The sequence below is a fragment of the Pseudomonas sp. 8(2025) genome (assembly GCF_052665325.1).
This window is the reverse complement of the sequence record NZ_JBQOIE010000010.1, coordinates 174,715-188,265: the sequence shown is the minus strand read 5'-3', so window position 1 is coordinate 188,265 and position 13,551 is coordinate 174,715. Positions and strand designations below refer to the sequence as shown.

General features: G+C 59.8%; 13 protein-coding genes. 10 read left to right on the top strand and 3 right to left on the bottom strand.

Going from position 1 to position 13,551, the window contains the following annotated elements; genetic code table 11:
* The first annotated feature begins 71 nt into the window (after nucleotides 1–71).
* On the top strand, nucleotides 72–1,556 hold the full coding sequence (gene prpD / locus ACUXVH_RS19965) for a 2-methylcitrate dehydratase (protein ID WP_011060185.1): 1,485 nt from the start codon (nucleotides 72–74) through the stop codon (nucleotides 1,554–1,556).
* A gap of 118 nt (nucleotides 1,557–1,674) precedes the next feature.
* Here the strand turns inward: prpD and ACUXVH_RS19960 are convergent, their stop codons facing one another.
* Nucleotides 1,675–2,628, bottom strand: coding sequence for a DMT family transporter (locus tag ACUXVH_RS19960; RefSeq protein ID WP_065363439.1), 954 nt, complete (start codon nucleotides 2,626–2,628; stop codon nucleotides 1,675–1,677).
* Nucleotides 2,629–2,721: 93 nt separating this feature from the next.
* Between ACUXVH_RS19960 and ACUXVH_RS19955 the strand changes: the two genes are divergently transcribed.
* Nucleotides 2,722–4,146, top strand: coding sequence for an aminotransferase-like domain-containing protein (locus tag ACUXVH_RS19955; RefSeq protein ID WP_065364694.1), 1,425 nt, complete (start codon nucleotides 2,722–2,724; stop codon nucleotides 4,144–4,146).
* 48 nt (nucleotides 4,147–4,194) lie between these two features.
* On the opposite strand, the gene ppsR is transcribed toward ACUXVH_RS19955, so the two are convergent.
* Complete coding sequence (gene ppsR, locus ACUXVH_RS19950) at nucleotides 4,195–5,013, bottom strand: posphoenolpyruvate synthetase regulatory kinase/phosphorylase PpsR (RefSeq protein WP_011060188.1); 819 nt, start codon at nucleotides 5,011–5,013, stop codon at nucleotides 4,195–4,197.
* Nucleotides 5,014–5,187: 174 nt separating this feature from the next.
* On the opposite strand from ppsR, the gene ppsA reads away from it, so the two are divergent.
* From ppsA to ACUXVH_RS19910, 8 genes are all read left to right on the top strand, one after another.
* Complete coding sequence (gene ppsA / locus ACUXVH_RS19945; RefSeq protein WP_041116859.1) at nucleotides 5,188–7,563, top strand: phosphoenolpyruvate synthase; 2,376 nt, start codon at nucleotides 5,188–5,190, stop codon at nucleotides 7,561–7,563.
* A gap of 102 nt (nucleotides 7,564–7,665) precedes the next feature.
* Nucleotides 7,666–8,655, top strand: a complete 990-nt coding sequence (locus ACUXVH_RS19940) for an alpha/beta fold hydrolase (protein ID WP_065363440.1) — start codon at nucleotides 7,666–7,668, stop codon at nucleotides 8,653–8,655.
* Nucleotides 8,656–8,902: 247 nt separating this feature from the next.
* The gene (gene rraA, locus ACUXVH_RS19935) at nucleotides 8,903–9,394 is read left to right on the top strand and encodes a ribonuclease E activity regulator RraA (RefSeq protein WP_011060191.1); all 492 of its coding nucleotides are present in this window, start codon (nucleotides 8,903–8,905) and stop codon (nucleotides 9,392–9,394) included.
* 25 nt (nucleotides 9,395–9,419) lie between these two features.
* Nucleotides 9,420–10,415, top strand: coding sequence for a zinc transporter ZntB (locus ACUXVH_RS19930; protein ID WP_015634750.1), 996 nt, complete (start codon nucleotides 9,420–9,422; stop codon nucleotides 10,413–10,415).
* 63 nt (nucleotides 10,416–10,478) lie between these two features.
* The gene (locus tag ACUXVH_RS19925; RefSeq protein WP_011060193.1) at nucleotides 10,479–10,724 is read left to right on the top strand and encodes a hypothetical protein; all 246 of its coding nucleotides are present in this window, start codon (nucleotides 10,479–10,481) and stop codon (nucleotides 10,722–10,724) included.
* A gap of 2 nt (nucleotides 10,725–10,726) precedes the next feature.
* Nucleotides 10,727–11,551, top strand: coding sequence for a mechanosensitive ion channel family protein (locus tag ACUXVH_RS19920; protein WP_011060194.1), 825 nt, complete (start codon nucleotides 10,727–10,729; stop codon nucleotides 11,549–11,551).
* Between the two features lie 88 nt (nucleotides 11,552–11,639).
* Nucleotides 11,640–12,230 (top strand): RNA polymerase sigma factor SigX, encoded by a 591-nt coding sequence (gene sigX, locus ACUXVH_RS19915; protein WP_011060195.1) that lies wholly within the window; start codon nucleotides 11,640–11,642, stop codon nucleotides 12,228–12,230.
* Nucleotides 12,231–12,337: 107 nt separating this feature from the next.
* On the top strand, nucleotides 12,338–13,315 hold the full coding sequence (locus ACUXVH_RS19910; RefSeq protein WP_011060196.1) for an OmpA family protein: 978 nt from the start codon (nucleotides 12,338–12,340) through the stop codon (nucleotides 13,313–13,315).
* On the opposite strand, the gene ACUXVH_RS19905 is transcribed toward ACUXVH_RS19910, so the two are convergent.
* Nucleotides 13,303–13,506: a hypothetical protein gene (locus ACUXVH_RS19905; protein ID WP_073698925.1), complete on the bottom strand. Its 204-nt coding sequence runs from the start codon at nucleotides 13,504–13,506 to the stop codon at nucleotides 13,303–13,305. The genes ACUXVH_RS19910 and ACUXVH_RS19905 overlap by 13 nt on opposite strands.
* Nucleotides 13,507–13,551: the final 45 nt, after the last annotated feature.

Sequence of the window (13,551 nt, the reverse complement as noted above, 5' to 3'; positions counted from 1 at the left end):
GCCGTTATTGACCTGAACCTGTCACTGAGGAATCGACACCACCTACCATCCTGTACTGGAGTGAAGCGCTCATGAGCAGCAACGTTGACCTGAACAACCGTCCCGATTACGACCAGGTCCTGCAGGACATTGCCGATTACGTCCTGGATTATTCCATCGACTCCCGAGAGGCCCTCGATACCGCACGCAATTGCCTCATGGACACCCTAGGCTGCGGCCTGCTGGCCCTGCGTTTTCCCGAATGCACCAAGCACCTGGGGCCGATCGTCGAAGGCACCGTGGTGCCTTTCGGTGCCCGGGTGCCCGGTACCAGCTATCGCCTCGACCCGGTGAAGGCGGCCTGGGACATCGGCTGCATCGTGCGCTGGCTGGACTACAACGACACCTGGCTCGCGGCCGAATGGGGCCACCCCTCGGACAACCTCGGGGGAATTCTCGCGGTGGCCGATCACCTGTCACAAAAGCGCGTGGCCAATGGCGAAGCACCGCTGACCATGAATGATGTGCTCAAGGCCATGATCATGGCCCATGAGATTCAAGGCGTGATTGCCCTGGAAAACTCCTTCAACCGTGTCGGCCTCGATCATGTGCTGCTGGTGAAAGTGGCTTCCACCGCAGTGTGCGCCAAGCTGATGGGGGCCAATCGCGAGCAGTTGCTGGCGGCACTGTCCCAGGCCTTTGTCGATGGCCAGGCGCTGCGTACCTATCGCCATGCACCCAATGCCGGTTCGCGCAAATCCTGGGCGGCGGGGGATGCCTCCAGCCGTGGAGTGCGCCTGGCGGATATCGCCCTGCGTGGCGAGATGGGCATTCCCGGCGTCCTGACGGCGCCGCAGTGGGGCTTCTATGACGTGCTGTTCAGCCATACCAACAAGGACCTGGCGCTCAAACCCGAGGGCCAGCGGCAGTTCAGCCTGACGCAGAAATACGCCAGCTACGTGATGGAAAACGTGCTGTTCAAGATCAGTTTCCCGGCAGAATTCCATGCGCAAACGGCCTGCGAAGCGGCGGTGACCTTGCATCCTCTGGTGCGCAACCGCCTGCACGAAATCGACCGCATCGTCATCACCACCCATGAGTCGGCGATCCGCATCATTTCCAAGGTCGGGCCGCTGGCCAATGCCGCCGACCGCGACCACTGCCTGCAATACATGACCGCCGTGCCCCTGGCCTTCGGCACCCTGGTGGCCGAGCATTACGAGGACGATTTCCATGCCGCGCACCCGATCATCGATCAGTTGCGCGAGAAGATGCATATCGTCGAAGAGCCTCGCTACACCCGTGAATACCTGGAGGCCGACAAGCGCTCCATTGCCAATGCGATCCAGGTGTTCTTCAAGGACGGCTCCAGCACCGAGCAGGTCGCGGTGGAATACCCCATTGGCCACCGGCGCCGCCGCGCCGAAGGCATCCCGCTGCTGGAAGACAAGTTCAAGGCCAACCTGGCCACGCGTTTCACGGCCCAGCGTTCGACGCAGATTTTCCAGCTGTGCAAGGATCAGGCGCGGCTTGAGGCGACGCCGGTGCACCGGTTCGTCGACCTGCTGGTGATCTGAAACCCACCCTTGTAGGGGCGAGCTTGCTCGCGATGAACGTCAATGATGACGTGGGCTCGCTGGGCGGACGCGGTGTCCTAAAAGCCTTCGCGAGCAAGCTCGCTCCTACAGAATCTCTTTAGCGTCGGGCGGGCTTTCCGGACAGCCATTTGTCCAGGGGCAGTTTGGTGATGGCGAAACCGCCGAGCAAGGTCGAGGAATACAGCAGCAGGTCCCGGGACAGGCTCTGGCCTTCGTACCAGGCGCCGATGATCACCGCGAACACCGGAAAAATGATGAACACGAAGGACAGGATCACCGGGTTCAGTCGTTTCAGCAGGAAAAAATAGACAATGAACCCACCCACCGAAGCCGCCAGCCCCAGATACAGCAGGGCGCCCCAGGAACGCGGGCTGATGGCGGAAAAGTCCGGGTGCTCGATCCCCAACCCCGCCAGGCACAGCAGTAGACCGGCGATGCCGATCGGCAAGGTGTTGTAGGTGATGACGCTGATGGCGCTGCCGTGTTTCTTGGTGACCACGTAACACAATGCATGCAGCAGCGCCGCGCCGAGAATTGCCAGTACTCCCGAGAGTTCATTGTGGTCGCTGAGCAGGCCCTGGCCGCGAATGATCTGGAACAGGCTGGCAAAGCCGATGGCGATGCCGAGCAGTTGCGCCAGGTGAATCTTCTCCCGCAGCAGCAGGGCGGAAAAAATCAGGATGAACACCGGCATGCAACTGAACAGCAGCGCGGTCAGGCCGGAGGAAACGTGCACCTCGCCGTAGTTGAGCAGGGTGTAGGGCAGGCTGAAGTAGCACAGGGTGACGAATACCAGGAAGCCCCGGCTGCCCTTGGGAAACATCAGCGGCTCGCGGCGCAGCCAGGCAAAACAGGCGAACAGCGGAAAGGCAATCAGAAAGCGCAGGCCTGCGGCGGTCAGTGGCGGCACGCTTTGCACCGCAATCTTGATGCCCAGCCAGGTGGTGCCCCAACTCAGGCAGACAATCAGGAACAGGGTGCAGGTCACCAGGGTGGCAAGCCAGGGGCGGGGCAGGGCCCGGGTGTCGGATATGACGGTGCTGTTATTCACGCAGGCATTCCTTTCGTGATGAGCAATTGACCTCTATATTGGGCGAGTCATTTGCGGTAATTGAGCCCTTGAGCAACGCTATTGGTGAAAATGATGGCTGTCAAAGTAAGTATTGACACAGTGTCAATGATGCGTTCCGCATTGCAGGAAGGGGTGGGCGCCAAATACAAGCGACTGGCCGAGACCCTGGAAAAGGCCATTGCCGAGGGTACGCTGGCCCCCGGTAGCAAACTGCCGCCCCATCGCCTGCTGGCGGACAAGCTGGGCGTGACCATTGGCACCATCAGCCGCGCGTACGCCGAGCTGGAACGCCTGGGACAGGTGGTGGCACGGGTCGGCGATGGTACTTATGTGCGCCAGGACGGTTTGCAGCGCCAGCGCGACAGCGGCTTTCGCAACGTCGCCGAGGAGCCGGAGGCGCTGTTCGACATGAGCCGCAACACCCATATTCCCGGCCAGGAAAGCCATTTCATCGCTCAGGGCTTGCGGGCATTGGCAGAAGATCCTTTGGGACTGCAGCAAATCGCCCGTTACAGCGCCGAGGCCGGTCTGGCGCGGTATCGCGCCGCGGGTGCGCGCTGGCTGACCCAGGATGGCCTGCAGGCGGATCCCGAGCAGGTGATTTGCGTCAACGGCGCCCAGCACGGCTTGCATGTCGCCTTGCTGGCACTGCTCAAGCCCGGCGATACCCTGGCCACTGAACACCTGACCTATCCGGGCTTGATCAGCACGGCGCGAATGTTGGGCATCAAGCTCCTGGGGTTGCCGATGGACGCACAGGGGCTGTTGCCGGAGGCCCTGGACGAAGCGTGCCGGCAGCACCGCATTTCAGCGCTGTATTGCACCCCGACCCTGCAAAACCCCACGGCTGCGGTGCAGTCCGCTGCGCGGCGCGAGGCCGTGGCAGAGCTCTGTCGCCGGCATAACCTGTTGATTCTGGAGGATGAAACCCACGCCGTGCTGATGGAGCGGCGCCCGGCGCCCCTGGCCCATTTCGCAGCGGAGCGCACGGTGCTGATCAGCAGCCTGAGCAAGGCCGTGGCGTCAGGGCTGCGGGTCGGTTTCCTGCATGCGCCGTCGCCCCTGGTGGGACGTTTGGCCGCAGCGGTACGCGCCACCTGCTGGATGGCCACGCCTTTGCCGCTGGAGCTGGTAGCGGGCTGGATCGACACGGGAGTTGCCGAGCGCCTGCGTCAGCAGCAGATGGCCGAAATCGCCCGGCGCAAGGAGCTGGTCACGGAGGTGTTGCAGGGGCTGGAGTGGCGCAGTCCGGAGGGTTGCCCGCATTTCTGGATCAGGGTTCCGGAGCCGTGGCGTGCCTCTGAAATCGAGGCGGATCTCAAGCATCAGGGATACCTGGTGGCCACTGCCGAAGCCTTTGCCGTGGGCCAGGCGGCGGTGCCGCAATTCGTCCGGGCAAGTGTCTGCAATACCTCCGCGGATGATCGTCGGCTGCAGGACGGCTTTGCCGCGTTGGCCGCGGCCTTGAAGCAGGAGAGCGGGCTGTCCCGCTGGTAGGGCGGCAGGCGAGGGGCAGTGAGGGCCTCGCCTTCGGTCGCGCAGAGGTTACTTGAAGCGCCGTTCCACGCCTTTTTCCACGAGGATCTTGGCCGAGATCTCTTCCACCGAGAAATGGGTGGAATTGATGTGGGGGATGTTTTCGCGGCGGAACAGGTTTTCCACTTCGCGCACTTCGAATTCGCACTGGGCGTAGCTGGAATAGCGGCTGTTGGGCTTGCGCTCGTTGCGGATCGCGGTGAGGCGGTCGGGGTCGATGGTCAGGCCGAACAGCTTGTGCTTGTGGGCGCGCAGGGCATTGGGCAGCTGCAGGCGCTCCATGTCTTCCTCGGTCAGCGGGTAGTTGGCCGCGCGGATGCCGAATTGCATGGCCATGTACAGGCAGGTCGGGGTCTTGCCGCAACGCGACACGCCCACCAGGATCAGGTCAGCCTTGTCGTAGTAGTGGGTGCGGGCGCCGTCGTCGTTGTCCAGGGCGAAGTTCACCGCCTCGATCCGCTCCATGTAGTTGGAGTTGTGGCCAATGGAGTGGGATTTGCCGACGGAGTAGGAGGAATGTTCGCTCAGCTCCTGTTCCAGGGGCGCGAGGAAGGTCGAGAAGATGTCGATCATGAAACCATTGGAGGTCGCGAGGATCTCACGAATGTCCTGATTGACGATGGTGTCGAAGATAATCGGGCGATGGCCGTCTTTTTCGGCGGCTATATTGATTTGTTGTACCATGGCCCGCGCTTTTTCCATGCTGTCGATATACGGCCGCGTGAATTTGCTGAAGGTAACGTTTTCGAACTGCGCCAACAGGCTCTGGCCGAGGGTTTCCGCTGTGATGCCGGTACCGTCGGAGATAAAGAAAGCAGATCGTTTCATTTGCGGCTTGGGCCTTAAGCTAGTGACGATTCTTGGATATGATAGGCGCGATTTGTCGGCCGGGAATGGCCCGCATTCTCACTTATTTTCCAGGTCCAGGCCATATAGCGGGCAAACGCTCCCTGGAGCAGCCGGCTTCTGAGCTTTTCCAACACAGTTAGTGGAGAGATCACCTTGGTAGAGTACGTAGTTTCCCTCGATAAGCTCGGCAAACACGATGTTGAGCATGTGGGGGGCAAGAACGCATCCCTGGGCGAGATGATCAGCAACCTCGCAGGTGCGGGCGTATCGGTCCCTGGTGGCTTCGCCACGACAGCTCAGGCTTATCGTGATTTTCTTGAGTTGAGTGGTCTGAACGACCAGATCCATGCAGCGCTCGATGCGCTGGATGTCGATGACGTCAACGCCCTGGCCAAGACCGGCGCGCAGATCCGTCAGTGGATCATGGAGGCCGAGTTCCCCGAGCGCCTCAACACCGAGATCCGTACCGCCTTCGCCGCACTGTCGGCGGGCAATCCCGACATCGCCGTGGCCGTGCGTTCCTCGGCCACTGCCGAAGACTTGCCGGACGCCTCCTTTGCCGGCCAGCAAGAAACCTTCCTCAATATCCGTGGCGTGGACAATGTGATTCGCGCTGCCAAGGAAGTGTTCGCCTCGCTCTTCAACGACCGCGCCATTTCCTACCGCGTGCACCAGGGGTTCGACCACAAGCTGGTGGCCCTGTCTGCCGGTGTGCAGCGCATGGTGCGTTCGGAAACCGGCACTGCCGGCGTGATGTTCACCCTCGACACCGAATCGGGCTTCCGTGACGTGGTCTTCATCACCGGCGCCTATGGCCTGGGTGAAACCGTGGTACAGGGCGCGGTCAACCCGGACGAATTCTACGTCCACAAGAACACCCTTGAAGCCGGTCGTCCGGCCATCCTGCGCCGCAACCTGGGCAGCAAGGCGATCAAGATGATCTACGGCGACGAAGCCAAGGCTGGTCGCTCGGTGAAAACCGTGGACGTGGACGCCGCCGATCGCGCGCGTTTCTGCCTGACCGATGCTGAAGTCAGCGAGCTGGCCAAGCAGGCGATGATCATCGAGAAGCACTATCAGTGCCCGATGGACATCGAATGGGCCAAGGACGGCGACGACGGCAAGCTGTACATCGTCCAGGCTCGTCCGGAAACCGTGAAGAGCCGTACCCAGGCCAATGTCATGGAGCGCTACCTGCTCAAGGAAACCGGCACCGTGCTGGTGGAAGGCCGTGCCATCGGCCAGCGCATTGGCGCCGGCAAGGTGCGGATCATCAAGGACGTGTCCGAGATGGACAAGGTCCAGGCCGGCGACGTGCTGGTCTCCGACATGACCGACCCGGACTGGGAACCGGTGATGAAGCGCGCCAGCGCCATCGTCACCAACCGCGGCGGCCGGACCTGCCACGCAGCAATCATCGCTCGCGAGCTGGGCATTCCGGCAGTAGTGGGTTGCGGCAACGCCACCGAGCTGCTGAAAGATGGCCAGGGCGTGACCGTTTCCTGCGCTGAAGGCGACACCGGTTTCATCTTCGAAGGCGAACTGGGCTTCGACATCAAGCAGAACTCGGTGGATGCCATGCCGGAGCTGCCGTTCAAGATCATGATGAACGTCGGCAACCCGGACCGTGCCTTCGACTTCGCCCAGCTGCCGAACGCCGGCGTGGGCCTGGCCCGCCTGGAGTTCATCATCAACCGCATGATCGGCGTGCACCCCAAGGCACTGCTGAACTACGCCGGGCTGCCACAAGAGATCAAGGACAGCGTCGACAAGCGTATTGCCGGCTACCACGATCCTGTGGACTTCTACGTCGACAAGCTGGTTGAAGGCATCAGCACCCTGGCTGCGGCGTTCACACCGAAGAAGGTCATCGTGCGCCTGTCGGACTTCAAGTCCAACGAATACGCCAACCTGATCGGTGGCAAGCTCTACGAGCCGGAAGAAGAGAACCCGATGCTGGGCTTCCGCGGTGCTTCGCGTTACATCAGCGAATCCTTCCGTGACTGCTTCGAGCTCGAATGCCGCGCCCTGAAGCGCGTGCGCAACGAGATGGGCCTGACCAACGTCGAAATCATGGTGCCGTTCGTGCGCACCCTGGGCGAGGCCAGCCAAGTAGTTGATCTGCTGGCTGAAAACGGCCTCAAGCGCGGCGAGAACGGCCTGCGCGTGATCATGATGTGCGAACTGCCGTCCAACGCCATTCTGGCTGACGAGTTCCTGGAGTACTTCGATGGTTTCTCCATCGGCTCCAACGACCTGACCCAACTGACCCTGGGCCTGGACCGTGACTCGGGGATCATCGCCCACCTGTTCGACGAGCGTAATCCTGCGGTCAAGAAGCTGCTGGCCAATGCCATTGCCGCCTGCAACAAGGCTGGCAAGTACATCGGCATCTGCGGCCAGGGGCCTTCGGACCACCCGGACCTGGCCAAGTGGCTGATGGAGCAGGGCATTGAAAGCGTTTCGCTGAACCCGGACTCGGTACTGGAAACCTGGTTCTTCCTGGCTGAAGGTCAGGGCGCGGCGTAATCGGTGAGTGCAGAGCCGGTCGGTCGCAAGGCTGGCTGGCTCTTGAAGATTCAAGCAGGGCGTGCTTCTTCTGGATGCCGCCCTTTTTTGTGCAAGAAGAATATGCAAAGCAGCAGCAACCTATTTCCGGTCGCCTTGATCAGTGCCGAGCGTCGAGGCGACCTCAGCGAAGATGTCTATCGCTTGAAGCCCGGCAACAGTCCCGACCCTTCCGTGGAGTTGGCCGTCACCCGCCTGGGGCTGGCCGATGAGCCTGAAGCCCGGGGGATCCCCGTGGTCCTGCTGCATGGCAGCTTTTCCAATCGACGTTTCTGGTATTCGCCCAAGGGCATCGGGCTGGGGGCCTATCTGGCCCGCGCAGGCTTCGATGTGTGGATTCCTGAAATGCGCGGTCACGGTTTGTCGCGCCGCAATGCCGACTACCGCAAGAACCGTGTCGCCGACTACGCTCGGTACGATTTGCCGGCAATTGCCGCCTTCGTCCGTGAGCAAAGTGCGCAGGTTCCCCATTGGATCGGTCATTCCCTGGGCGGCACTACCCTGGCGGCGGCCTTGGGCGGGCAGTACCTGGGTGATGCGGGCGTGGCTTCGGCGGCGTTTTTCGGTACCCAGATCAGCCGTACCTACTGGCCCTTGAAGATCCCGATGGTGGAGTGGGGTGGGCGCCTGGTGATCAAGCGCTTTGCTCAGTTGTCCGGCTCGCGGCTCAAACGCGGCCCCGAGGACGAGCCCATCGGGCTGGCTCTGGAGAGCATGCGTTGGCATGGATTGTTTGGTCGTTTCGGCGATGCCGACAAGGATTGGTGGGCGGGCCTGGCGCAGGTTACGGTGCCGGCACTGGCAGTCAGTGCCGCAGGGGATCATCAGGATCCGACCTGGGCCTGTCGCAAGTTGTTCGAGCAGTTTGGCAGCGAGCAGAAACAATTTGTCTGCCTGGGACGCGAGCAGGGATTCAGCGGTAATTTCGGTCACGTCGAGATGCTGGTGAGCAAACCGGCGCAGACTGAGGTCTGGCCGCTGGTCGCGTGCTGGCTCAAGGATCAGCAGGCTCCATTGCTGGTTTCTGTTGCCGAACCCGTGGCTGCGGTTTGAGGCGAAGGCTCTGACAAGGGCATTTCGCTCGATAGCGCTTGCGGCTAAGATATGACGCATTGAGCTGTTCTGGTCACATTCAGTTATTGAGTCGGCTTTCCGTTCCGCTGGCCTGGCTGCGAAAATACGGGGCAGGCGGGTTCGCTCATCAGGCCTTGCAGGTTAAACATCTGCGGTCTGGGCGCGTATCTATATAAGGCAGCACCGACACCTTCGATCGTGTTCTTTCTGTTACAGGAGTTTCTCGATGAACCATTACCTCACTCCCGACCTGTGCGACGCCTACCCGGACCTGGTGCAGGTGGTAGAGCCGATGTTCAGCAATTTCGGTGGTCGCGATTCCTTTGGTGGCGAAATCGTCACCATCAAGTGCTTCGAGGACAACTCGCTGGTCAAGGAACAAGTGGAACTCAAGGGGCAGGGCAAGGTGTTGGTGGTGGATGGTGGCGGCTCGCTGCGCCGCGCCCTGCTGGGCGACATGCTGGCCGAGAAAGCCGCAAAAAACGGTTGGGAAGGATTGGTGATCTACGGTTGCATCCGTGATGTGGATGTCATCGCCCAGACCGATCTTGGCGTCCAGGCCCTGGCCAGCCACCCGATGAAGACTGACAAGCGCGGCATCGGCGACCTCAATGTGGCGGTGACCTTTGCCGGTGTGACTTTCCGCCCTGGCGAGTATGTCTACGCCGACAACAATGGCGTGATCGTTTCGCCAAGCCCGCTGAAAATGCCTGAATAAACAATCGACCTGACAAGGGATGCGGATGTTCGAGGAAGAAAACGCGCAATGGGGGCTGGTACATGCCCTGGTGCTGGATGGTGAAGGCGGTGCGCGTTCGATTGCCCGGACTGAGCTCGACGACCTGCAACTGCAGGCCCATGAAAGCCTGTGGCTGCATTGGGATCGCAGTCATCCGCAGACCCAGACCTGGTTGCGTCGCTCCAGCGGCCTGAGCGAGTTCAGCTGTGACCTGCTGCTGGAGGAAAACACCCGGCCACGCTTGCTGGCGCTCCCGGACTCGGAGTTGCTGCTGTTTCTGCGGGGTATCAACCTGAACCCGGGGGCCGAGCCGGAAGACATGGTCTCGGTGCGGATCTTTGCCTCTGCCCAGCGGGTGATTTCATTGCGCCTGCGTCAGTTGCGCGCCACCGATGAGCTGTTGGTGCAGCTTGCCGAGGGCCGAGGGCCGAAGACGTCTGCCGAACTCCTCCTTTATATGGCCGAGTACCTGACCCACAAGGTGCAGAATCTGGTCAGCGACCTCTCGGAAGTGGTCGATGGCGAGGAAGAAAAACTGGATGCCGACGAACGGTATACCCCCGAGCACGGCAGCATTTTGCAGATCCGTCGGCGGGCTGCCGGGCTCAAGCGCTTCCTGGCTCCGCAGCGGGATATCTTCGCCCAGTTGAGCCGTATAAAACTGCCCTGGTTCGCCGTGGATGATGGTGATTACTGGAACGAGTTGCACAACAGTCTGACCCGTTACCTGGAAGAGCTGGAATTGACCCGAGAGCGCGTGGGGCTTGTGCTGGAGGCCGAAGACCGGCGTTTGAGCGTGCGCATGAATCGCACCATGTACCGCTTCGGGATCATTACCGGGATCTTCCTGCCGATGAGTTTTCTCACCGGCCTTTTGGGGATCAACGTGGGCGGCATTCCGTTCTCGGCCAGCCCTTATGGTTTCATCATCGCCTGCCTTTTATTGGTGGCGGTGGCCGTGGGGCAATGGTGGTTGTTTCGTCGTTTGCGCTGGGTGTGATGATGCTTCATGTGACCCGAATAAATCTGATCGCGTCTTCTTCAGACATCACCAGAGGTGCGTATGCACGATCCGTTTGAACAGTCTTTGCGTGACATGCTCAAAGCCTCGCCATCGAGCCGCGATGACGATGCCTGCCTGGGCCGCGTACTGAAAACCGCCAACCGTCAGGTGGGGGCGGGGGATCTGTTCAGCCTTCTGGGCCGCTGGCTGCCGGCGTTGATGATCGCCTTGAATAACGGATCGGCTCATATTGCGCCGGTTTCTCGTCGTAAATCTTCTGCTCGCACTGCTGATAAGGCTGATTGAATATGGAACTGGATCTCTGGACGCAGAGCCTCGTCACGGCGATGACCGCCTTGTGGACCAAGGTGGCGAACTTCATTCCGAACCTGTTCGGCGCGTTGGTGGTGCTGTTGCTGGGCTTCGTGGTGGCCAAGCTGCTCGATACCCTGCTCTCGAAATTGCTGGCCAAGCTGGGCCTGGATCGCCTCATGGGCGGCACCGGCCTGACCAAGTTGCTGTCTCGTGCGGGTTTGCAGGTACCCATCTCGACCCTGATCGGCAAGATCGTCTATTGGTTCGTTTTGCTGATTTTTCTGGTTTCTGCTGCTGAATCCCTTGGCCTTGAGCGAGTTTCGGCTACGCTCGATATGCTTGCGCTGTATTTACCGAAGGTTTTCGGTGCTGCGCTGGTGCTGCTGGTGGGGGTTTTGCTGGCGCAACTGGCCAATGGCCTGGTGCGCGGCGCCGCAGAAGGCGTAGGCCTGGATTACGCCGGCGGCCTGGGGCGAATTGCCCAGGGGCTGGTGATCATCATCAGTATTTCCGTGGCGATCAGTCAGTTGGAGGTCAAAACCGACCTGCTCAACCATGTGATCGTCATTGTATTGATTACCGTTGGTCTGGCTGTTGCGTTGGCCATGGGGTTGGGAAGCCGGGAAATTGCCGGGCAGATTCTTGCGGGAATCTATGTGCGTGAGTTGTATCAGGTTGGGCAACAAGTACGTGTTGGTGAGGTCGAAGGCCAGATCGAAGAGATTGGCACGGTTAAAACTACATTGCTGACCGATGAGGGTGAGCTAGTCTCTCTCTCCAATCGGATCCTGCTGGAGCAGCATGTAAGTAGCCGCTAACCCGGCAAACCCTGCTAATGTATGCCGCCGCAAAATGCCCGTCATCGGGCTGCGGCGGACATTGACCTGACTGTCGGCACGACTCGTTTTGAATAAAACCCAATCGCTATCCACGCGCTATGACCCCCGTGAGCTCTCTGATGAGGAGTTGGTTGCGCGCTCACATACGGAGCTGTTTCACGTAACACGCGCCTATGAAGAGTTGATGCGGCGCTATCAGAGGACCCTATTTAATGTTTGTGCACGTTATCTGGGGAACGATCGGGATGCGGATGATGTCTGTCAGGAAGTGATGTTGAAGGTGCTGTATGGCCTTAAGAACTTTGAGGGTAAATCGAAGTTCAAGACATGGCTATATAGCATCACGTACAACGAATGCATCACGCAGTATCGCAAGGAGCGGCGCAAGCGTCGGTTGATGGACGCTTTAAGTCTTGACCCCCTCGAGGAGGCGTCTGAAGAGAAGGCGCCGAAACCTGAGGAAAAGGGTGGACTTGATCGCTGGTTGGTGCATGTGAACCCGATTGATCGGGAAATTCTGGTGCTACGATTTGTCGCAGAGCTGGAATTTCAAGAGATCGCGGACATCATGCATATGGGGTTGAGTGCTACAAAGATGCGTTACAAACGTGCTCTTGATAAATTGCGTGAGAAATTTGCAGGTATTGCTGAAACTTAGTTCGGCGCAAATATCTCTTACGTCTAGGTGAGTTCTGATAGACTTACCGCCGAGTTGTCCCCCGGTATGTGGGACTGCTTTACAATCACCAGATGGGGATTTAACGGATGAAACTGAAAAACACCTTGGGCATTGCCATTGGTTCTATTGTTGCCGTGACTTCGTTCGGCGTTCTGGCGCAAGGCCAAGGCGCGGTCGAGGGTGAACTGTTTTACAAAAAACAGTACAACGACAGCGTTAATCACGTTGAAGACGGCTTCAACCCAGGCGCATCGATCGGCTACTTCCTGACCGACGATCTGTCGTTGAACGCCACCTACGACAAGACCAACCACACCCGTTCCAACGACGGTACTGGTAACCAGAAAATCAAAGGCGACAACTTCGGCCTGAACGCTCAGTACCACTTTGGTACCGTGGGTGACGCTCTGCGTCCATACGTTTCCGGCGGTGTTGCTCACAAGAGCATGACCAACGTTGAGGCCGACGGCCACAGCGGTCGCGACCAGTCGACTTTCCTGACTGCAGGCGCTGGTGTTAAGTGGTACATCACCGACAACCTGTTCGCCCGTGCTGGCGTTGAAGCTGACTACAAGCTGGACAACGGCAAGTGGGACTACGCTCCTACCATCGGTCTGGGTGTGAACTTCGGTGGCAGCGGCGGCAAAGTCGCTCCAGCTCCAGTAGCGCCAGCTCCAGCTCCAGAGCCAGCTCCAGAAGCTCCAGTTGCTGAAGTGGTTCGTGTTGAGCTGGACGTGAAGTTCGACTTCGACAAGTCGGTCGTCAAGCCTAACAGCTACGCTGACATCAAGAACCTCGCTGACTTCATGAAGCAGTACCCACAGACCACCACCGTTGTTGAAGGTCACACTGACTCCGTCGGTCCTGACGCTTACAACCAGAAGCTGTCTGAGCGTCGTGCAAACGCCGTTAAACAAGTTCTGGTTAACCAGTACGGCGTTGGCGCTAACCGCGTTCAATCCGTTGGTTACGGTGAGTCCCGCCCAGTTGCCGACAACGCAACTGAAGCTGGTCGCGCAGTTAACCGTCGCGTAGAAGCCTCGGTAGAAGCTCAAGCTAAGTAATTAGCCTTGTAGCTTGGAAAAACCCGGCCTAGGCCGGGTTTTTCTTTGCCTGCGATTTGTCTTCCCGGTGCGGGTCGTCCTAGGTCGGTGCTCGGTCTATGTTGCTCCGCGAAGCCCAGGTCGATGGCGGACTTTTCCGGGGCATCGCTGCCGTTGACCCAGGCCGACGGGGTGTTGGGAAGATCGGTCATGGCATGGCACCTTGCATCAAAAAGCGTCGTACCCGCCGGCCGGGT